13 protein-coding genes and 1 pseudogene are annotated in these 22,135 nt (G+C 71.6%); 11 read left to right on the forward strand and 3 right to left on the reverse strand.

Annotated elements, in window-relative coordinates; translation table 11 throughout:
• Positions 1-4: 4 nt before the first annotated feature.
• From V4Y04_RS24700 to moeZ, 3 genes are all read left to right on the forward strand, one after another.
• Entirely contained in the window at positions 5-1,033 is a 1,029-nt protein-coding gene (locus V4Y04_RS24700) for an NAD-dependent epimerase/dehydratase family protein (RefSeq protein ID WP_332430503.1), read from the forward strand.
• Complete coding sequence (locus V4Y04_RS24705; RefSeq protein ID WP_332430504.1) at positions 1,021-1,863, forward strand: spherulation-specific family 4 protein; 843 nt, start codon at positions 1,021-1,023, stop codon at positions 1,861-1,863. Before V4Y04_RS24700 ends, V4Y04_RS24705 begins: the two co-directional genes overlap by 13 nt.
• Positions 1,864-1,927: 64 nt before the next feature.
• Positions 1,928-3,106, forward strand: coding sequence for an adenylyltransferase/sulfurtransferase MoeZ (gene moeZ / locus V4Y04_RS24710; RefSeq protein ID WP_332430505.1), 1,179 nt, complete (start codon positions 1,928-1,930; stop codon positions 3,104-3,106).
• Between the two features lie 103 nt (positions 3,107-3,209).
• Here moeZ and V4Y04_RS24715 read toward each other — a convergent pair whose 3' ends face one another.
• A complete protein-coding gene (locus V4Y04_RS24715) occupies positions 3,210-4,691 on the reverse strand; it encodes an alpha/beta hydrolase (RefSeq protein WP_332430506.1) in 1,482 nt (493 codons plus the stop codon).
• 166 nt (positions 4,692-4,857) lie between these two features.
• A complete protein-coding gene (locus tag V4Y04_RS24720; RefSeq protein ID WP_332430507.1) occupies positions 4,858-7,677 on the reverse strand; it encodes a lysylphosphatidylglycerol synthase transmembrane domain-containing protein in 2,820 nt (939 codons plus the stop codon).
• A 198-nt stretch (positions 7,678-7,875) separates the two neighbouring features.
• Here V4Y04_RS24720 and V4Y04_RS24725 point away from each other — a divergent pair, with 198 nt between their 5' ends.
• The 6 genes from V4Y04_RS24725 (at position 7,876) to nudC (ending at position 18,599) form a co-directional block, all read left to right on the forward strand.
• A complete protein-coding gene (locus V4Y04_RS24725) occupies positions 7,876-8,355 on the forward strand; it encodes an MGMT family protein (RefSeq protein WP_332430508.1) in 480 nt (159 codons plus the stop codon).
• A gap of 219 nt (positions 8,356-8,574) precedes the next feature.
• Positions 8,575-11,970, forward strand: a complete 3,396-nt coding sequence (locus V4Y04_RS24730; protein ID WP_332430509.1) for an ATP-dependent helicase — start codon at positions 8,575-8,577, stop codon at positions 11,968-11,970.
• Positions 11,971-11,979: 9 nt separating this feature from the next.
• The gene (locus tag V4Y04_RS24735; protein ID WP_332430510.1) at positions 11,980-12,285 is read left to right on the forward strand and encodes a lipocalin-like domain-containing protein; all 306 of its coding nucleotides are present in this window, start codon (positions 11,980-11,982) and stop codon (positions 12,283-12,285) included.
• A gap of 131 nt (positions 12,286-12,416) precedes the next feature.
• Entirely contained in the window at positions 12,417-16,076 is a 3,660-nt protein-coding gene (locus V4Y04_RS24740) for an ATP-dependent DNA helicase (protein WP_332430511.1), read from the forward strand.
• Positions 16,077-16,086: 10 nt separating this feature from the next.
• The gene (locus V4Y04_RS24745) at positions 16,087-17,499 is read left to right on the forward strand and encodes a dipeptidase (protein ID WP_332430512.1); all 1,413 of its coding nucleotides are present in this window, start codon (positions 16,087-16,089) and stop codon (positions 17,497-17,499) included.
• A 143-nt stretch (positions 17,500-17,642) separates the two neighbouring features.
• Positions 17,643-18,599, forward strand: a complete 957-nt coding sequence (gene nudC / locus V4Y04_RS24750) for an NAD(+) diphosphatase (protein ID WP_332430513.1) — start codon at positions 17,643-17,645, stop codon at positions 18,597-18,599.
• 140 nt (positions 18,600-18,739) lie between these two features.
• On the opposite strand, the pseudogene V4Y04_RS24755 reads toward nudC, so the two are convergent.
• Positions 18,740-18,835 (reverse strand): annotated as a pseudogene (locus V4Y04_RS24755) (NrdH-redoxin); the annotation flags it as partial.
• A gap of 51 nt (positions 18,836-18,886) precedes the next feature.
• Here V4Y04_RS24755 and V4Y04_RS24760 point away from each other — a divergent pair.
• Positions 18,887-20,587, forward strand: coding sequence for a recombinase family protein (locus tag V4Y04_RS24760; RefSeq protein ID WP_332430514.1), 1,701 nt, complete (start codon positions 18,887-18,889; stop codon positions 20,585-20,587).
• A gap of 72 nt (positions 20,588-20,659) precedes the next feature.
• Positions 20,660-21,922, forward strand: a complete 1,263-nt coding sequence (locus V4Y04_RS24765) for an IS701 family transposase (protein ID WP_332430515.1) — start codon at positions 20,660-20,662, stop codon at positions 21,920-21,922.
• The last annotated feature ends 213 nt before the right edge of the window (positions 21,923-22,135 follow it).

The following is a 22,135-nucleotide window of genomic DNA, read 5'->3' on the forward strand; positions in this document are numbered from 1 at the left end:
CCCGATGAGAGTCCTGCTGATCGGAGCCAACGGGTACATCGGCCGCTTCGTCGCCGACCGTCTGCTCGCCGACCCGGCCGTCCAGCTCACCGTCCTCGGCCGCGGCGACGACGCCGACGTCCGCTTCGACCTCGCCACCGGCAGCCCCGGCGCACTCACCCGGTTCCTCGACGCCGTCCACCCCGGCGTCGTGGTCAACTGCGCCGGCACCACCCGCGGCGGAGCCCGCGACCTCACCCGGCACAACACCGTCGCCGTCGCCACCGTCTGCGAGGCCCTGCGCCGCAGCGGCTGCGGCGCCCGGCTCGTGCAGCTCGGCTGCAGTGCCGAATACGGACCCAGCCAGGCCAACTCCTCCACGGCGGAGGACGCGGTCCCCCGCCCCGGCGGCCCGTACGGCGTGAGCAAGCTCGCCGCGACCGAACTCGTCCTCGGCTCCGGCCTGGACGCCGTGGTCCTGCGGGTCTTCTCGCCCGCGGGGCCCGGCACCCCCGCCGGTTCGCCGCTCGGCCGCCTCGCCGAGGCCATGCGCCGCGCCATGCAGTCCGGCGACGGCGAACTGAAACTCGGCGGTCTCGGCGTCCAGCGCGACTTCGTCGACGTCCGGGACGTGGCCCGTGCCGTGCACGCGGCCTCGCTCTCCGCCGCGCAGGGGGTCATCAACATCGGTTCGGGCCGTGCCGTGCGGCTGAGGGACGCCGCCGCGGTACTCGCCCGCGTGGCCGGATACGGCGGCACCCTCCAGGAGCTCGACGGCCCGCCCGGCGCCCACGCCTCCCACGGCGGTCACCTCGGTCACACGGGGCACACCGCTCACACCGCCCACACCCCGCACCTCAGGTCGGCCATCGGACACCCTCGCGGCGAGTCCGACCCGCACGCGGCCTCGGTCGGGTTCCCGTACCCGGACGGCTGCGGCAACTGGCAGCAGGCGGACGTGCGCACCGCGCGCGACCGGCTCGGCTGGCGCCCCCGGATCAATCTCGAGGAATCCCTCGCCGACATCTGGATGGAGGCGGCATGTCGTATCTGATCAACCGGAGTCACCCGAGCGGTCCGGGCCGCCCGAGCGGTCCGGTTCATCCGAGCGGTCCGGTTCGTCCCGTCCGTCCGGCCGCCGCGGGCGACAGCAGGCCCGGTACCGGCACCGGTGGCCGTACCGGCTTCGGGGTGCCCGGTCTGGCGCACCCCCTTCTCGCCCCGGCCGAGTGGAACGGGCTCACCCGCGCGGGAGGTGCGAGCCCTCTGCACTGGGTCGTCCTGAACGTGGCCGACGGACCCGGAGTGCAACCCGACCCGAGCTGCCTGGAAGCGGCCGGCCGCCTGCGCAACGCCGGTGTCCGTATCCTGGGCCATCTCGACTCGGCATATGGCCTCCGGGACCTCGGCGAGCTGATCTCGGACGCGCACCGGTTCCTCGACTGGTACCAGGCCGACGGGTTCCTCCTGGACCGCTGCCCCGCGGACCGCGCCGCGCTCCCCGCGGTCCGGCGCGCGGTCCGTACCCTCCGGGTGATCCATGACGACGCCCACATCGTCCTCGGCCACGGGACCCACCCGCACCCCGGCCACGCCGACATCGCCGACCAACTGGTCACCTTCTCCGGCTCGTGGCACGACTACCGCTGGTCACAGGCGGCCGAGTGGACCGTCGACCACCCGCCCGAGCGCTTCTGCCACTTCGTCCACGGAGTGCCCCGGCCGCATCTGGGGGAGGCGCTGCGCATCGCCCGCTGGCAGGGTGCCGCGACCCTCTGGTTCACCGACCGCACCGACCGCGACAGCCGCATCGGCCCCTGGGAGCAGCTGCCCGGCTACTGGGACGGTGTCGTCTCGCAGGTCGGGACGGGTGTCTCGGAATGAAAAAGGCCATGGCACTGTTGGGGAGAAGAACAACCGTAGTGATTGACCGACCAACGGAGTCCCCGTGTCGTTGCCACCCCTGGTCGAGCCGGCCGCCGAGCTCACCGTAGACGAGGTCCGCAGGTACTCCCGCCACCTGATCATTCCCGATGTGGGGATGGCCGGGCAGAAGCGGCTGAAGAACGCCAAGGTGCTGTTCGTCGGCGCCGGTGGCCTGGGTTCGCCGGGGCTGATGTATCTGGCCGCGGCCGGCGTGGGCACGCTCGGCATCGTGGAGTTCGACGAGGTCGACGAGTCGAACCTGCAGCGGCAGGTCATCCACAGCCAGGCCGACATCGGCCGGCCCAAGGCCGAGTCCGCGCGCGACACGATCAAGGGCATCAACCCCTACGTGAACGTGGTCCTGCACGAGGAGCGCCTCGAGTCCGACAACGTGATGGGTATCTTCAGCGACTACGACCTCATCGTCGACGGCACGGACAACTTCGCGACCCGGTACCTGGTCAACGACGCGTGCGTGCTGCTGAACAAGCCCTACGTCTGGGGTTCGATCTACCGTTTCGACGGCCAGGCCTCCGTGTTCTGGTCCGAGCACGGCCCCTGCTACCGCTGCCTCTACCCGGAGCCCCCGCCCCCCGGCATGGTCCCCTCCTGCGCCGAGGGCGGCGTCCTGGGCGTGCTGTGCGCGTCCATCGGCTCCATCCAGGCCAACGAGGCCATCAAGCTTCTCGCCGGCATCGGTGAGCCGCTTCTCGGCCGCCTGATGATCTACGACGCCCTGGAGATGCAGTACCGCCAGGTCAAGGTCCGCAAGGACCCCGACTGCGCGATCTGCGGCGAGAACCCGACCGTCACCGAGCTCATCGACTACGAGGCCTTCTGCGGCGTCGTCTCCGAGGAGGCCCAGGCGGCGGCCGCCGACTCCACGATCACTCCCAAGCAGCTCAAGGAGTGGATCGACGAGGGCGAGAACATCGAGATCATCGACGTCCGGGAGCCGAACGAGTTCGAGATCGTCTCCATCCCCGGTGCCCGGCTGATCCCGAAGAACGAGTTCCTCATGGGCAGCGCCCTGGAGAGCCTCCCGCAGGACAAGAAGATCGTCCTGAACTGCAAGACGGGCGTCCGCAGTGCGGAAGTCCTCGCGGTCCTGAAGTCCGCGGGCTTCGCCGACGCCGTCCACGTCGGCGGCGGCGTGGTCGGCTGGGTCAACCAGATCGAACCGGCGAAGCCGATCTACTGACCGATCGGCCGGCCCCGGGTCGCCACCGCGATCCCGGGCGGGTCCCGGGCAGGTTCCGGGCGGGGGCTTCACGCATCACGGATGCGTGAAGCCCCCGCTGCCGTCAGGAGCAGACCTTGCCGTCCTTGGGCACCGTGCCGTCCAGCAGATACGCGTTCACGGTGGAGTCGACGCAGTCGCTCCCACTGCCGTACGCGCTATGGCCCTCGCCCTCCCAGGTGAGTACGACCCCCACGTCCTCGCCCAGCTCGTCCGCCATCCGCCGAGCGCCCTCGTACGGAGTGGCGGGATCGCCGGTGTTGCCGATCACCAGGACAGGAGCGGCACCCGGCGCGCTCACCTCCGGGGTGTCGTGCTGCCCGGGGACCGGCCAGTCGTGGCACCAGCCGGCCGTGTCCCAGCCGAGGAAGGGGCCGAACACCGGCGAGATCCGCTCGAACTCCGGCAGCAGCTCCTCGGTCTGGGCCGCGGTCATCCGCTGCTTGTCGTCCAGACACGATATGGCCCGCTGCGAGTGGGTCGTCGTACCGTACTTCCCCGACGCGTCCCGTTCGTTGTAGCCGTCGGCCAGCGCCAGCAGCTCCGAGCCGTCGCCCTCCTCGGCCGCCTCCAGCGCGCTGGTCAGTACCGGCCAGCCGTCCTTGCCGTACAGGGGGAGGACGATGCCGGTCAGTGCCAGCGACTGGGTCAGCTCCCGCCCCTTGGAGGACGTCGGCAGCGGCTCGGCGTCGATCCGGTCCAGCAGCTCCGCTATTTCACGCGAACCCCGCCCGGGGTCCCGGCCGGTGGACTTCAGATAGTTGTCCAGCGCGCGCTGGAATCCGCGGGTCTGGTTCTGGGCGTGCCCCACGGTGTCGGCGCTCGGGTCGACCACCGCGTCGAGGGTCAGCCGTCCCACCCTCTTCGGGAACAGATGGGCGTAGACGCCGCCGAGTTCGGTGCCGTAGGAGATGCCGAAGTAGTTGAGCCTGTCGTCGCCCACGGCCCGCCGGATGCGGTCCATGTCACGGGCGGTGTCGGTGGTCGACACATGGGCCAGCAGCTCGCCGGCCGACTCCTGGCAGCCCTTGCCGAAGTCCGCCGCGTCCGCGAGGTACGCCTGTTCCTCGGCCGGGGTGTCCGGGGTGGAGTCCACCGACTCGGCCGCCTGGGTCTCCTCGTCGTCCCGGCAGCGGATGCCCTCGCTGGCGGCCACCCCGCGCGGATCCCAGCTCACCAGGTCGTACCGCTCGCGCAGCTTCGAGGCGGTGGTGGCGTAGGAGGGCATCATGGACACGCCGGAGCCGCCGGGCCCGCCGAAGTTGAACAGCAGGGACCCGAGGCGGTCGTCCCCGGTGGCCTTCGCCCGGATCAGCGCCAGCTCGATCGTCCCGTCGTCCGGCTCCGACCAGTCCAGCGGCACCCGGAGTGTGCCGCACTGCCATTCCTCACCGGGCGCGGGTGTGTCCCCGGAGGCCTCGCAGCGACCCCAGTCGATCGCCGTCCCGCCACTCCTGTCGTGGTCGTCGGAGCCGCCACCGCTGCATGCTGCCGTCAGCAGCGCGGCACAGGCCGTCAGAGCCGTCCACCGTACGAAACGCGTCATGTGCCACATTCCCCTCGCGGGCCGTCCACACCGTGCGGCGGATGGCGGTCAGGCCATGGTAGGCAGGTCCCGGGTTCGCCGCGGAAGCCTGTGGATAACCCTCTGACCTGCTATTTTGTAGCTTTCACTGCGTGTTCGTGCCGCCTGCTCGCGCTGCCTGCCGCAGCTACAGCGCTCCCTTGCGGGTGAGGTGGTTGAAGGCCAGCCATCCCGGGAGCACCGGCAGCCACAGGGTCAGCAGCCGGAACAGCAGCACCGCCGGCGCGGCGACCTCGCTGGGCAGTCCGACCGCGATCAGACCGACCGTCAGGGTCGCCTCGACCGCTCCCACACCACCCGGGGTGGGGGCCGCCGACCCCAGCGCGTTGCCCGCGAGGAAGACCACTGCGACACCGGCCAGGCTGATCGACGTCGTCCCGTCGCCGAACGCCTGGACGGAGGCGTACAGGCACAGCACGAAACAGGCGGTCAGCAGCAGCATGCCGCCGATGCCGGTGACCAGCTTCTGCGGACGTTGCAGCACATCGAGCATCCGCGGCACGACGCCAGCGAAGAGCGACCGCACGCGGGTGAAGAGGAACTTCCGCAGGAACGGCACCGAGGTCACCACCAGCACCAGCACCGCCACCGTCAGCAGACCCGCGATGACCGTACGGGACGGCGACAGCGAGGGCGTCTTCTCGGTACCGGTCAGATAGCCGAACGCCAGCAGCATCAGGATGTGGCAGCCCAGCCCGAACAACTGGGACGCGCCGACACTCGCCACCGCGAGCCCCGGCCGCACCCCGGCCCGCTGGAGGAACCGGGTGTTCAGGGCGACCCCGCCCACCGCCGCCGGGGCGACGATCTTCACGAAGGAGCCGGCGACCTGCGCCGCCACCGTCCTGACGAACGGCACCCGCTCCGGCACGAACCCCAGCAGCGCCAGGGCGGCGGCGAAGTAGCTGGCGGCCGAGAACAGCACGGCCGCCGCCACCCAGCCCCACTCCGCGTTGGCGATCAGCGGCCCGAACTCGATGTGGGTGAGCTGCGTCAGCAGGAAGTACCCGCCGATGGCGCCGGCGATGAAACTGATCAGCGTGCGCGGACGCACCCGCTCGAGGCGGACCGGCTCGACCGGCGCCTGCGGCCTGATCCGCAGCACCTCGTGCCGGATCTGGGTGAGCAGGTCCTCCTCGCGGGCCTCCTCCAGCGCCTCGTCGATCGCCCGCTTCTCGGCCCGCTGTTCCGCGCGTACAGCCTTCTTGTCGGGCTTCCCGGCCGTCTTGTCGGGCTTTCCGGCCGTGGCGGGCCCGTCGGCCGAGGACTTCCCCGAGTGGTCCGCGGCCTGCTCCGCGCGCAGCTGCTTGGCCTGCCGGGAGGCCTCCAGGACCGCCTCACGCTCGCGCTCGGCCCGCTCCCGGGCGAGCCGGCGCAGCGTCGCGCGCGTGGAGCGGCTCAGCGCGATCGGCTGAAGCATCGGCAGACAGTCCGCCACGGCGTCGGGGCCGAGCACGCTCAGAGCCGAGGCCACCGCGCGCTCGGCGCCCACCCGCAGCCCCAGCGTCACCAGTAGCTGGGCGACGTCCATACGCAACAGCACTTCGCCGGCCGCGATCTCCCCGACCCGCAGATCGGTGAGGATCACCGTGCCGGAGGGATCCACCAGGATCGCGTCGCCGACCAGCCTGCGGTGCGCGATCCGGCGGGACTGCAACGCCTGCACCTGACGCCAGGTGTCGCGCAGCAGCGCGTCGGTGATCTCCTCGTCCGGCAGCGAGTCGAGGGTGCGCCCGCCACTGTGCTCGTAGACGAGCATCACCGCGTCGGGGCCGAGCTCGGACATCGCGATCAGCTTCGGCGCGTTGGCACCGGCCGCGATGGCCGCGTACGCCAGCAGCGCCTCCTGCTCGAGCGCCTGGCGCAGGGACTGGAGACTTCTGCGCGTGGCGAAGCCGCGCAGGGTCAGATTGCGCCACGCGCGGTAGAAGAATCCCTGTGCCTGCTGCTCGCGGTCGACCACGGTCACGTCCAGCGGTGGACCGTCCTCCAGGGTGACGAAGTACCGGCGGCCCCGGTCCCCGGCCTCGGCGGCGTCCGGTGCCTCCTGGCGGGACGCGCTCACCGGAAGGAAGCCGACGGTGCGCAGGCCCGCCATCAGGGTCTGTCCGGTGGGGCGCACATTGGGCGACCCGACCGCGTAGAGGGTGCCGTACGCGACGGTCCAGCCGAGCAGTACCGTCAGGATGACCGAGAACGGAGTCGTGTACCCGGTGACCAGCATCGAGAAGGCATCGAGGAGCAGCACGACCCACAGCACCGTGCGCCATCTGGGTCTGCGGGACATGCCGACGGCCGTCATGTAGGCGATGACGGGTGCCAGATAGCCGTGCACCGGATCGGTGAGGGAGTGGATGTCGCCGGGGGAGGGCTGGGTGAGCGCCTCCTGGATCGAACCGGGAGCCGCCCGGGCGACCCACAGATCGGTGGCGAGTGTCACTCCGTGCGCGAGGACGGCGGCGAGCACACCGTCGGCGATCCGCAGCCCGTCCCGTTTGATCAGCCGTTCGATGGCGAAGGCGACCGGCACGAGGAGGATCGCGATGCTGGAGGCCAGACCGGCGATCTTGATGAGCAGGTCGGGCGCCTGACCGGTGCCCTTGGTGATGTCCTGTTCCAGCCCCGACGTGGTGCCGTGGGCGAACGCGGCGATCGCCAGCAGCACCACGATGGCGAACACACCCACCAGGAGCCGCATGAGATCGGACGGACGGTGCACGCGCGCGGGGAGCAGGGGCTCGTCGCCCTCGACCTCCTCGATGCACGCCGGATCCGTGCCGTCCGTGCCGTCGGCGCGGTGGGCGTCCGGAGCAGCCTGCTTCCCGGTCGTCCCGGTGCCGGCGTCCTTGGTGTCGGCGGTCTGTGGATCGGTGCGACCGGTGTCCGGGTGCGACGGAGCGTCAGGGGTGCCCTCCGCGTCCCCGGGGTGCGCGCCCTGCTCCGTCATTGCCTCTTCTTGGTCTCGTATCACCAGTCACCGCCCGCACGATGGTGGCATGCCGCACCGCCGCACGCGGGCAGCAGGGTCGACGTGCGGGGTCGCACAGTCTGCCCGAAGTACGGTTCCCGGGCGAGGCGTATGTACGCCGCGGTGCGCGTCACATCGCCGGTCGCGTTGTCGGCGGGGTGGTGCAGTATGGGCCGGATGAGCCAGCAGCGCCTTCCGTCCGCCACCGGCCCGGAGCATGCGGGCACCCTGCCCGAGTACGCCGAGCGGGTCCTCGACGTGGCCGAGCGGATCCCGCCGGGCCGCGTCATGACGTACGGCGACGTGGCCGAATGGCTGGAGGAGGGCGGCCCCCGGCAGGTCGGGCGCGTGATGGCGCTCTACGGGGGAGCCGTCCCGTGGTGGCGGGTCGTCCGCGCGGACGGAGTGCTGTTGCCGGGCCACGAGCTGAGAGCCCTCGACCACTACCGCGCGGAGGGAACTCCCCTGAAGGAGGCGAGCCGGGCCGCCGATGGGCATCTGCCACGCCTCGAGATGAAGCGCGCGCGGTGGGACGGCGGCGGGCACGCGGACGCTGCCGGGCACGCGGACGCCGCCGGACACGTGAGGGGAGGCGGGCGCGCGGGAGGTCACCTCAGCGGGCTTCCGCCATCGGACGTACCGCCGTACGACCTGTGATCCGTGCGGGGGAAACGGGGCACGTCCGTGACATGACGTACGTTCGTGAGGCGGGTGACACGAGTGGCGCATGCGGCGGGAGGGAAGAAGCGGAAGTTCTGCTTCCATACTTTCTGTCGGCGTAGCGTCAACCGCAGGTGTCCCCCTCGACCCCGCGGCCACCGCCCCCCACACGCGGTGGAACGGCAACCAGCACACCCACCAGGACCGGCGAACCACGTGAGCTCCCCTTTCTCCACCAATGGCCTGTCGCACCCCCAGGTGCGGCGGGGGAACCGTGGCGTTCATCGACTGGTTCGTACCCCGCCGGCCCGTACATCCCTCCCTCGGCTGGACGCCGCACAACGCTCCGTGGTTGACCACAGGACCGGACCGATGCTCGTCCTCGCAGGTCCGGGCACCGGAAAGACGACCACACTGGTCGAGTCGGTGGCCGCGCGCATCGCCCGCGGGGGTGACCCCGAACGCATCCTCGTGCTGACGTTCAGCCGCAGGGCGGCGGTCGAGCTGCGCGACCGCATGGCCCTGCGCACAGGGGCCGCGCACGCGCCCCGGGCGACCACGTTCCACTCCCTGTGCTACGCCCTGGTCCGCGCCCACCAGGACAGCGACCTCTTCGTCGAGCCGCTGCGGCTGCTGTCTGGCCCCGAGCAGGACGTCACCGTCCGTGAGCTGCTCGCGGGCCAGGTCGACCTGGAACGCCTCGGCCTCGCGCATGTGCGCTGGCCGGACGAGCTGCGCGCCTGCCTGACCACCCGCGGCTTCGCCGACGAGGTCCGCGCGGTGCTCGCCCGCAGCCGCGAGCTGGGCCTCGCCCCCGACGCCCTGGACGCCTTCGCCCGCCGCATAGGACGCCCCGACTGGCGTGCCGCGTCCGCCTTCCTCGCCGAGTACCTCGACGTCCTCGACCTGCAGGGCGTCCTCGACTACGCCGAACTGGTCCACCGCGCGGTGCTCCTCGCCCGCCGCCCCGAGACCGCCCGGCAGCTCGCCGCGCGCTACGACGCCGTGTACGTGGACGAGTACCAGGACACCGACCCGGCGCAGATACGGCTACTGCAGGCACTGGCCGGCGGCGGCCGCACCCTGGTCGCCCTCGGCGACCCGGACCAGTCGATCTACGCCTTCCGGGGTGCGGACGTGAACGGCATCCTGGACTTCCCCGACGCGTTCCCCCGCGCGGACGGCCGACCGGCCCCGGTCGAGGTGCTGCGCGTCGCACGTCGCTCCGGCGCGGACCTGCTGGCCGCCACCCGCCTGATCACCCAGCGCATGCCCCTGTCCCGCCTGCCCGCCGAGAAGGTCCGCGCCCACCGGGAGCTCACCCCGGCACGGGGCGGCGGCCGGGCCGAGGCCTACACGTACCCGACCTCCGGCACGGAACTGGACAACATCGCCGACATCCTGCGCAGGGCCCACCTGGAGGACGGCGTCGCCTGGAACGACATGGCCGTCCTGGTGCGGGCCGGCTCCCGCACACTTCCCGTCGTCCGCCGAGCCCTCGCCTCGGCGGGCGTCCCGGTGGACGTCGACGGCAACGACCTTCCCCTGCGCCACGAACCGGCGGTGGCCCCGCTGCTCACGGCCCTGCGCGCGGTGGCGACGGCGGAGGCGGCCGACTGGCCGGAGCAGGAGACGGAGCAGGAGCCGCAGGCTCCGGGGAAGGGGGAGGGACAGGAACAGGACCAGGGGCAGAAACGGGAAGAGGAGCCGGAGCGACCCTGCTGGCTCGACACCGAGACCGCGCTCACCCTGCTCGCCTCCCCCCTCGCCGGCATGGACGCCGCCGACCTGCGCCGTCTCGGCCGGGCCCTGCGCGAGGAGGAGCGGGCCGCGGGCAACATGCTGCCGCCGCCCTCGGACGAACTCCTCGCGCGGGCGCTGGCCGAACCCGAGCGGCTGGTCGTGCACGACCCCGCCTACGCGCGCGGAGCCCAGCGGCTCGGCGCGCTGCTGCGCACGGCACGTGAGCGCCTGGCGAGCGGCGGCACCGCCGAGGAGGCGCTGTGGGACCTGTGGGACGGCACCCCTTGGCCCACGCGACTGGAACGCTCCGCCCACCGCGGTGGCGCGGCCGGACGCAATGCCGACCGGGACCTCGACGCGGTGTGCGCCCTGTTCGCGACCGCCACCCGCGCGGAGGAACGCACCGGAGGCCGCGGCGCCCTGAACTTCCTGGAGGAGATCGACGCCGAGGACATCGCCGCGGACACCCTCACCCGCCGCCCCGTACGCCCCGACGCCGTACGCCTGATGACCGCGCACCGCGCAAAGGGCCTGGAGTGGCGGCTGGTCGTCGTGGCCGGTGTCCAGGAGGGCCTGTGGCCGGACCTGCGCCGCCGCGGCTCCCTGCTGGAGGCCGACCGTATCGGCCGCGACGGGCTCGCCGAACCGCTCACCCCCGGCGCGCTCCTCGCCGAGGAACGCCGCCTGTTCTACGTCGCCGCCACCCGCGCGCGTGAACGGCTTGTCGTGACGGCCGTGAAGGCCCCCGCGGACGACGGCGACCAGCCCTCCCGCTTCCTGACCGAACTCGGCGTCGAGCCCAAGGACGTCACCGGGCGCCCGCGCCGTCCGCTGTCCGTCGCCGCGCTGGTCGCCGAACTGCGTGCCACCACCGTCGACCCGCGCGTCTCCGACACCCTCAGGGAGGCCGCCGCCCGCCGGCTCGCCCGGCTCGCCGCTCTCGCCGACGAGGACGGCCGCCCCCTGGTGCCGTCCGCCCACCCGTACCGCTGGTGGGGCATGTACGAACCCACCCGGAGCAAGGTGCCGCTGCGCAGCCGCGACCAGCCCGTCGTGCTCTCCGGCAGCGCCCTCGACCAGCTCGCCAACACCTGCGCCCTGCAGTGGTTCCTCGGCCGGGAGGTGAAGGCCGACGCCCCCGCGACCGCCGCCCAGGGCTTCGGCAACGTGGTGCACGTCCTCGCCGACGAGGTGGCCTCCGGGCACACCCCGGCCGACCTCGCCGTCCTCATGGAACGGCTCGACTCCGTGTGGAACGCACTCGCCTTCGACGCGCCCTGGAAGTCCCGGCAGGAGAAGCAGAACGCGCGCGTGGCACTCGAACGCTTCCTGAAGTGGCACGTCATGGACCGCGCCGGCCGCACCCCGGTGGCCAGCGAGCACGACTTCGACGTCCGGCTCGAAGCCGGCGACTACGAGGTCCGCATCCGTGGCCAGATGGACCGCGTCGAAGCCGACGGCGAGGGCCGCGCCTACGTCGTCGACTTCAAGACCGGCAAACACGCCCCCAGCTCCGCCGAGGTGGCCCGCCACCCCCAGCTCGCCGTCTACCAGCTCGCCGTACAGGAAGGCGCCGTCGACGAGGTGTTCGACGGCACCCGCCCCGAGACGGGTGGCGCCGAACTGGTCCAGCTGCGCCAGGCCGCCGCCAAAAGGGACGGCGGAGAGACCCTGCCCAAGGTGCAGGCCCAGGAGCCGCTGGAGGGGGAGCGGAGGGAGCAGGGGGAGTGGGTCGGCGACCTGCTCGCCACGGCCGCCGGAAAGGTCCTCGACGAACGCTTCACCCCGAGCGCGGGCCAGCACTGCACCCACTGCGCCTTCCGCGCCTCGTGCAGCGCCCGCCCCGAGGGCCGGCACGTGGTCGAGTGACCGGGACGGATGGGCGACGACCCCCGGGGAATCATCATGTGTACGCCCAACGGGTACGTGTCGGCGCAGCTGAGCAGCGCCGACCGGCCGGGGTTCGCCCCGGGCGACTGGTTCGACGGCACGACGGAGGAACACCGGTACGAGGCGAGCACGTACATCGCGTACTCCGGACCGTTCCACGTCGACGAGGAGGCAGGCACGCTCACCCATCGCGGCGGTGCCCACGACCTCGTGAGGCGCATGAGAGCGCGGTGCGCGACCCCGGAGGCACACGGCCTGACGGGGACATGCGGCCTGATGGTGCACACGGCCTGATGGTGCACACGGCCCGGGCGATGCGCCGGCGGCCGGCGTGACGCATCGCACCACCCGCGCCGACCTGCGGTTCTCCGGTCGCTGCGGGGCGGTACGGCCTTTTTGTCAGCGGCCGCCGCTAGCCTCTGCATGTGCATACGCGCATCAGCGATCCCGAGCAGCTCAAGGAGCTCCTCGGGATCCCTTTCACTCCCGAGCAGACGGCCTGCATCATCGCGCCGCCCGCTCCTCAGGTGATCGTGGCCGGAGCCGGCTCCGGCAAGACGACGGTGATGGCGGCGCGGGTGGTGTGGCTGGTCGGCACCGGCCAGGTCGCCCCGGAGCAGGTGCTCGGCCTCACCTTCACCAACAAGGCCGCCGGCGAACTCGCCGAACGCGTCCGCAAGGCGCTGATCAAGGCAGGCGTCACCGATCCGGACACCATCGACCCGGACAACCCGCCGGGCGAACCGGTGATCTCTACTTACCACGCTTTCGCGGGCCGCCTCCTGACCGACCACGGGCTGCGCCTCGGCCTCGAACCGACCTCCCGCCTCCTCGCCGACGCCACCCGCTACCAGCTCGCCGCACGGGTGCTGCGCGAGGCCCCCGGCCCCTACCCCGCCCTCACCCGTGCCTTCCCCGACCTGGTCGGGGACCTCCTCACCCTCGACGGCGAACTCTCCGAGCACCTCGTACGGCCCGAGGACCTGCGCGGCCATGACACCGAGCTGCTGCGCACCTTGGAGAACACCAAGCTCACCAACGCCGACCTGCGCAAAGTGCCCGAAGCGGCCGCCGCGCGGCGTGAACTCGCCGGCCTCGTCCTGCGCTACCGGGCCGCCAAACGCGAACGCGACCTGCTCGACTTCGGCGACCAGATCGCCCTCTCGGCCCAGCTCGCCCGGATCCCCGAGGTGGGCCGCGTCCTGCGCGACGAGTTCCGCGTGGTCCTCCTCGACGAGTACCAGGACACCTCGGTCGCCCAGCGCGTCCTCCTCGCCGGTCTGTTCGGCGGCGGCACCGGCCACCCGGTCACCGCCGTCGGCGACCCCTGCCAGGCGATCTACGGCTGGCGCGGCGCCTCCGTCGCGAACCTCGACGACTTCCCCGAACACTTCGCCCGGGCCGACGGCGGCCCCGCCACCCGCCAGTCGCTCAGCGAGAACCGCCGCAGCGGCGGCCGCCTGCTGGACCTCGCCAACGGCCTCGCCGAGCCCCTGCGAGCCATGCACGCGGGCGTGGAAGCCCTACGCCCGGCTCCGGGAGCCGAGCGGGACGGCACCGTCCGCTGCGCCCTGCTGCCCACCCACGCCGAGGAACTCGACTGGATCGCCGACTCCGTCGCCCACCTCGTACGCACCGGCAAGGAGCCCGGCGAGATCGCCGTCCTGTGCCGCACCGCGACCGACTTCGCCGAGATCCAGAGCGCCCTCGTCGCCCGGGACGTACCCGTCGAGGTCGTCGGCCTGTCCGGGCTGCTGCACCTGCCCGAGATCGCCGACCTGGTCGCCGTCTGCGAGGTCCTCCAGGACCCCGGCGCCAACGCCTCGCTCGTCCGTCTGCTGACCGGCCCCCGCTGGCGCATCGGCCCGCGCGATCTCGCCCTCCTCGGCCGCCGCGCTCGCCTGCTCGTGTCCCACGCGCGCGTGGACGGCGAGGACGACCCCGACCGCCGTCTCGCCGAGGCCGTCGAGGGCATCGACCCGTCCGAGGTGATCTCGCTCGCCGACGCCCTCGACACGTTCCTGGAGACCCCGCTGGACGGCCACGGGGACGATGACGGGCTGCCCTTCTCACCGGACGCGCGCGTGCGGTTCGCCCGGCTGGCCGCCGAACTGCGCGATCTGCGCCGCTCCCTGGCCGACCCGCTGATGGACGTCCTGCACCGCGTCCTCGCCGTCACCGGCCTGGAGATCGAACTGTCGGCGTCCCCACACGCCCTGGCCGCCCGCCGCCGCGAGACCCTCTCCAACTTCCTCGACATCGCCGCCTCCTTCGCCGCCGGGGACGCCGAGGCCGGCCTGCTCGCCTTCCTCGGCTTCCTGCGCACCGCCGCCCAGTACGAGAAGGGCCTCGACAACGCGCTGCCCGGCGGCGAGAACACCGTCAAGGTGCTCACCGCGCACAAGTCCAAGGGCCTGGAGTGGGATGTCGTGGTCGTCCCCGGACTGGTCACCGGCACCTTCCCCAGCGGTCAGGGCCGCGAGAAGTGGACCGCGCAGGGCAAGGTCCTGCCGCACGGGCTGCGCGGCGATGCCGACACCCTGCCCGACATCGAATCCTGGGACTCCCGGGGCCTGAAGGCCTTCCACGAGGCGATGAAGGACCACCAGCACACCGAGGAGCTCCGTCTCGGTTACGTCGCCTTCACCCGTCCCCGCTCGCTGCTGCTCGGCTCCGGCCACTGGTGGGGGGCCTCCCAGAAGAAGCCGCGCGGGCCGTCCGCGTTCCTCCGGGCCCTCCACGACCACTGCGCCGCCGGGTACGGCGAGATCGAGGCATGGGCGGACGAGCCCGCCGAGGACGACGAGAACCCCGCACTGAGCCGGGCCACCCAGGACCAGGTGTGGCCCCTCCCGCTGGACGACGAAGCCCTCGCCCGCCGCCGCGCCGCCGCCGACACCGTCCTGGCCCACCTCGAGAGCCTCGCCGGCCACCCCGACGATCTTCCCCCGGCCGTACACGCCCCGGACACGTACGACGACCCGGACTGGCCCCTGCCCCCGGACGACGAGGACCTGCTGCCCGAGGACGAGGGCCTCCCGCCCGACGACATCGACCCCTTCGCCGACGACGCGTCCGGCGGGGGCGACTGGGACTCCTGGACCGCCGACCGCCCCACCGGCAGTCTTCCGGCCGATCATTCCGTCGACCGCCGTTCCGTCGACCGCCGCCCCACCATCCCGCACCAAGCGACGGCCCCTGAGCCCACCGGGTCCCCCGGGTCCACCGACGCCCCGGAGCCCACCGGCCTCCCCGACGCCCCGGAGCCCGCCACGCCACGCCTCACGCCGGAGGAGGCCCGTACCGTCGCCTCCTGGGACCGCGACCTCGACGCCCTCACCGGCGAACTGCTGCGCGCCCGTGACAGCGTCACCGAGGTCCTGCTGCCCCCGTCGCTCACCGCCTCCCAGCTGCTGCGGCTGGCCGAGGACCCGGACGGCTTCGCACGGGAGCTGGCCCGTCCCATGCCCCGCCCGCCGCAGCCGGCCGCCCGCCGCGGTACCCGCTTCCACGCCTGGGTCGAGGCGCGCTTCGAGGAACTGACACTGCCCCTGCTCGAACCGGACGACCTTCCCGGCAGCGAGGCCGAGATCGCCGACGAGCAGGACCTCGCCGCCCTCAAGGAGGCCTTCGAACGCACCCCGTACGCCCACCGCACGCCCTACCGCGTGGAGACCCCCTTCCAGCTGGAGATCGCCGGCCGGGTCGTCCGTGGACGCATCGACGCCGTCTACCGGCAGGACGGCAGCGATGCGGGCGGGACCGGGGCCAGGGACAGCGACGGCGACAGTGCCGGAACCAGGGGCGGTACTGTCGCCGGCGCCGGGACGACGTACGAGATCGTCGACTGGAAGACCGGCCGAGGCCGCACCGCCGACCCGCTCCAGCTCGCCGTCTACCGGCTCGCCTGGGCCGAGCAGCAGGGCGTCCCCCCGGAGTCGGTCAGCGCCGCCTTCCTGTACGTACGCACCGGCGAGGTCGTACGCCCCGAGGCGTTGCCGGACCGCGCGGCCATCGAACGGCTGCTGCTGGAAGAACCGTCCGGTGAGATACCGCACTCCGAGGACACCCCCGCGGGCCGATAGGCTCGAGACCATGAGCCAGCCCGTTGACAGTGCCGTCAGCGCCGTCCGCACGTACATCGAACAGCACCGCGCCACCTTCCTCGACGACCTCGCCGAGTGGCTGCGCATCCCCTCGGTCTCGGCCCAGCCCGATCACGCACCCGACGTGCGCCGCAGCGCCGACTGGCTCGCCGCCGCACTCACCGCGACCGGCTTCCCGACCGCCGAGGTCTGGCCGACCCGGGGCGCCCCCGCCGTTTACGCCGAATGGCCCTCCTCCGACCCCGGGGCGCCCACCGTCCTGGTCTACGGCCACCACGACGTGCAGCCCGCCGCCCGGGAGGACGGCTGGCACAGCGAGCCCTTCGAACCCCTCGTCCGGGACAACCGGATGTACGCGCGCGGGGCGGCCGACGACAAGGGCCAGGTGTTCTTCCACACCCTCGGCGTCCGCGCCCACCTGGCCACGACCGGCCGCAGCGCCCCCGCAGTGCACCTGAAACTGCTGATCGAGGGCGAGGAGGAATCCGGCTCACCCCACTTCCGGACCCTCGTCGAGCGGCACGCGGACCGGCTCGCCGCCGACGTGGTGATCGTCTCCGACACCGGGATGTGGTCCGAGGACACCCCCACCGTGTGCACCGGCATGCGCGGCCTCGCCGAGTGCGAGATCCGCCTGCACGGCCCCGACCAGGACATCCACTCCGGTTCCTTCGGCGGCGCGGTGCCCAACCCGGCCACCGCCGTCGCCCGGCTGGTCGCCGCGCTGCACGACGAGCACGCGCGCGTGGCGGTCCCCGGCTTCTACGACGGCGTCGTCGAGCTCACCGACCGCGAACGCGAACTCTTCGCCGAGCTGCCCTTCGACGAGCGGGAGTGGCTGCGCGCCGCCTCCTCCCACGCGACCGGAGGCGAGGCCGGATACAGCACCCTGGAGCGCGTCTGGGCCCGCCCCACCGCGGAGGTCAACGGCATCGGCGGCGGCTACCAGGGCCCCGGCAGCAAGACGGTCATCCCGTCCTCCGCCATGGTCAAACTGTCCTTCCGGCTGGTCGCCGGACAGGACCCCGACCACATCGAGAAGGCCGTCCGCGACTGGGTGGCCGGACAGATCCCCGACGGCATCCGGTGCGAGATCGCCTTCAGTCCCGCCACCCGCCCGTGCCTGACCCCGCTGGACCACCCGGCCCTCAAGTCCGTGGCCCGCGCCATGGGCCGGGCTTTCGGCACACCCGTCCGCTTCACGCGCGAGGGCGGTTCCGGACCGGCCGCCGACCTCCAGGACGTGCTCGGCGCCCCCGTGCTCTTCCTTGGCATCTCCGTCCCGTCCGACGGATGGCACGCCCCCGACGAGAAGGTCGAACTGGACCTGCTCCTCAAGGGCGCCGAGGCCGCCGCACACCTCTGGGACGACCTCGCCGAGCACTGGCGGCACGTGCCCTGAACGCTCTCGGGCCGTCCGGCCCGGGCCGCCCGCGCGGGGCACACTGGAAGCACTCCGCCACCGCGCGCGCCTACGGGCCCGGTCGCGCCCGCCCGTACGACCCGCCGAACCGACCGCCGATCCCATCCGTTTCACCGGGGGAGTTGGAAGCACCCGTGACCACCTGGACCGACCACACCACCGACCGCCCCGTCTCGCTCACCGCCCCGAGCGGCATCAACCGCGCCGCCCACCACCGGCTCGACGAAGCATGGCTCGCGGCGGCCTGGAGCCACCCTTCGACGCGCTGCTTCGTGGTCTCCGGCGGCCAGGTCCTCATCGACGAGACGGCCGACGGCCGCACCGAACTCGTCATGACGCCCCCCTTCGAGGCACCGCTCACCGAAGCACACCGTTATTTCCTGGGCACCGACGAGGACGGCGTCAGCTACTTCGCCCTGCAGAAGGACGCCCTGCCCGGCCGCATGGACGACTCCGCCCGGCCGGCCGGCCTGCGCGAGGCGGGCTTGCTCCTGGCACCCCGCGACGCGGGTCTGATGGTGCACGCGGTCGCCCTGGAGAACTGGCAGCGGCTGCACCGCTTCTGCTCCCGCTGCGGAGAGCGCACCGTCATCGCCGCGGCCGGCCACATTCGCCGCTGCCCGGCCTGCGGCGCCGAGCATTATCCGCGCACCGACCCCGCGGTGATCATGTCCGTCGTCGACGACCAGGACCGCATCCTGCTCGGCCGCCAGGTCCACTGGCCCGAGGGCCGCTTCTCGACGCTCGCCGGCTTCGTCGAGCCGGGGGAGTCCATCGAGCAGTCGGTGCGACGCGAGGTCCACGAGGAGGTCGGCATCAGCGTCGGCGAGGTCGAGTACGTCGCCAGCCAGCCCTGGCCGTTCCCCTCCAGCCTCATGCTGGGCTTCGTCGCCCGCGCCACCTCGACCGAGATCGACGTCGACGGCGACGAGATCCACGAGGCCCGTTGGTTCTCCCGGGACCAACTGGGCGCCGCTTTCGAATCCGGCGAGATGCTCCCGCCCTACGGCATCTCGATCGCGGCCCGCCTGATCGAGCGCTGGTACGGCAAGCCCCTCCCGACCCGCACCACCTTCTGACCCGCGGCGCCTTCCGCGCCGTACCGCCTTCGCCCCGCGGTACCCGCCGTACAACGACGGAGCGGGGTGGGCGTCCCACGACCGGGCCTTGATCAGGCCCTCGGTCAGGAACGCCCACCCCGCTCCGGGGAACCGCTCGCTCAGACGCCGACCTTCTGCTTCACCTGCGCCAACGACGGGTTGGTGAGTGTCGAGCCGTCCTCGAAGAGGACGGTCGGGACCGTCTGTAAACTTCCCGCCAGTGAGGGCGGCCAGGGAGGGCCGCCCCCTGCAGGAGAGGGAAGAGCGTGAGCGAGAAGCCCAGGGCTCTTGGCGTCATCCGTCTGTCCGTTGGCAACGAGAACCAGACCGGCGAAGAGACGCAGCGCACGCGCATCAGCAAGCGGGCCGATGCCGAAGAGATGGAGTTGATCGACTTCGCGGTGGACATCGACGTATCCGCCTTGATCTCGCCGTGGATGCGTCCGTCCCTGGGGGACTGGCTCAACAACAAGAAGGATCAGTTCGACCACATCATCATTCTGAAGATCGACCGCATCGCTCGGTCGGTCCGGCACCTCTCGGACATCATCGAGTGGTGCGAGGCGAACGGTAAGGGCCTGATCTCCTGTGAAGAGGGGTTCGACCTCTCGAAGCCGTGGGGCAAGACGATCGCCAAGATCCTCGCCGTGGTCGCAGAGGCCGAACTCGACGCCATCAAGGCCCGCACCAAGGCGTCCCGGGAGACGATGCGTAAGGCCGGGCGCTGGCCCGGCGGTCTCGTCCCGTTCGGACGGAGAGCAGTCAAGGGGGAGGACGGCTTCACTCTGGAGCTGGACCCCAAGTACGGCCCTGTCCTCATCGAGATGATCCGACGGTTCATCGAGAAGCCGAGCTTCTCCGCCGTGGCCGACTGGCTCAACGACGAGGGAGTACCCACGGCCCAGGACATCGCTCGCATCCGTGCCGCAGCCGGTGCGAGTACTACCCGACTTGCCGACCCGAAGCCACGTGGAAGCCGGTGGACGGCCACCACGGTCCAGGCCGTACTCACCAGCCGATCACTCCTGGGGGAGTACGTACGGGCCAACGGCACCGTGGTGCGCAACGACGACGGCACGCCCGTCATGCGGTCGGAACCGGTGCTGAACGAGGAGGAGTGGGCGACCTTGTCCGAGGCCGCCGCCTCGGTCAAGTACAAGAAGCAGAAGGGCTCGACCTCTCCGACGGTAGGCATCACGTTCTGCATGTCGTGTGGCAGCCCGATCTACTACGTCAAGGGCAACCCGGCCAAGGGGCAGCGCGAGCGGTATCGCTGTCATGGCAACAAGAGCAAGGGCATCAAGGCGTGCCCGAAACAGACCTTCCTAGCCGACGACCTGTACCCGTGGCTGGAGTCAGCGCTCTTGGGGGAGATCGGGCACCTTGAGCGGATGGAGTCCAGCACGACCATCGATGACAGCCGTGCGGCGAAGCTGGCCGTCATCGACGGCAAGATGAACCAGCTACTCAAGGAACTTCAAGAAAGCGAGATCAGCGCCGTCGCGTACGCCTCCCGCGTCGCCGACCTCGCGCAGAAGAGAGAGAAAGTCACCAGCCAGGATGGACCGAAGCCGGTGACGGTATGGGTCGGCACGGGCGAGAGCTACGCGGAGTGGTGGCAGCGGTCCAACGTGAATGAGCGTCGGGAGTTCCTGAAGAAGCACAAGGTGAAGGCGTACTTCCGAACCGACGTACTTGCCATCGACCCAGGGGACCTGATCGACAACCTTCGGGTACAGGGTGTGCAGTGGAGAGATGTGCGCACGGCGCCGTCTCAGGTCGTGGAGCCGCTCGAAGCCTTCAAGCTTCCCGGATGGGTGCCCGTAGCAAAGCCGCCGTTGCTGACCGGTGCCGGGTCCGAGATCGTCAGCCGCTGGGAGGATTTCGAAGCGCAGCGCGCGGCACAGCAAGCGAAGGCTGGCGTTGATGGGGCAGATCGGAGCGAAGAGATTCTGTCCCTCGCCTGACAGTCGTCTAGTAGGGTTTTGTTAGGTTTGCCATAGTGCCTGGTGGGAGCGTTTCGTGGTGTCCTGTCTGGTGTGACACCTGAGGAGATGGAGACGGTCCGCCCGCGCCTGGAGGCGTTCGCGGCCCAGATGCTGGGCCCGCTGACCCGGCGGGACCAGCGGGCGAAGGGCGAGCTGTACCTGCGCGGGCTGATGCTGGACGGCAAGCGCAAGTCGATGCAGCCGATGGCCGAACGCCTGGGCGTGGACCACCAGCAGCTCCAGCAGTTCGTCTCCTCCTCCACCTGGGACTACACCAAGGTCCGTGAACGGCAGGCCCGTTGGGCGGCAGCGCACATCGGCCCGGAGGCGTACGCCATCGACGACGTCGGCTTCCCCAAGGACGGCTACGACTCCCCGGGGGTGGCCCGGATGTACTGCGGCGCGCTGGGCAAGCGCGGCAACTGCCAGATCGGGGTCAGCGTCAATCTGGTGTCCGACCGGGCCTCCTCGGCCGTCGACTGGCGCCTGTTTCTCCCCGAGAGCTGGGACGACACCCGGCAGGGCGAAGACGCGTTGCTGGCCGAGGCGATCCGCAGGCGACGGGTCAGGGCGGGTGTCCCCGAGGCTGAGCGGCACCGGGAGAAGTGGCGCCTGGCACTGGAGATGCTCGACGAAGTGCGCGAGGACTGGGAACTGCCGGACCTGCCGGTCGTCGCCGACGCCGGCTACGGGGATGCCACGGGCTTTCGCGAGGGGCTGACCGAGCGCGACCTGGCCTACGCCGTGGCGGTCAAGGGCACCACTACCGCTTACCCGGGTGACGCGGTCCCCGAGCGGGTGTCGTACTCCGGCCGGGGGCGCCCACCCGTCCCGGCCTACCCCCAGCCGCACACCACCTTGCGCCAACTCGCCCTGGATGCAGGAAGGTCGGTGGTGCGGACGGTGACCTGGCGCCAGGGCAGCAGGACCAGCAAGCACAACCCCCGCGCCGAGATGCGCTCGCGGTTCCTGGCGCTGCGGGTCCGCCCCGCCAACCGCACCATCCGCCGCTTCGCCGACGGCTCCCTGCCCGAGTGCTGGCTCCTGGCCGAGTGGCCACCGGGCTCCGCCGAGCCCACCGACTACTGGCTGTCCACCCTTCCCGCCGACACCCCCTTGCGTGACCTGGTCCGGATCGCCAAGATCCGATGGCGAGTTGAGCACGACTACCGTGAGCTCAAGGACGGTCTGGGGCTGGACCACTTCGAGGGGCGCAGCTTCCACGGCTGGCACCGGCACGTCACCCTGGCCGCCCTTGCCCAGGCCTTCTGCACCCTGCTGCGGCTCGACCCAAAAGTCCCTGCGCCGGCCTGACCCTCTACGCGGTCCTCCGCGAACTCCAGGCCCTCCTGGCCACCTGGACCGGCGCCTGCTCGATATGCGGCCAGCCTGCACCGACCCCAGAACCACACCACAGGACCTAACAAAGCCCTACTAGTGCTCTGACCGCATAGGTTCACCGGTTTGGTGTCTACGGGTTCTGCGCCGGTTCAGGGAGCGATCGGGGTCGCCCAGGTACGGAACAGC

Source organism: Streptomyces sp. P9-A2, from assembly GCF_036634175.1.
Lineage (GTDB): Bacteria > Actinomycetota > Actinomycetes > Streptomycetales > Streptomycetaceae > Streptomyces > Streptomyces pratens.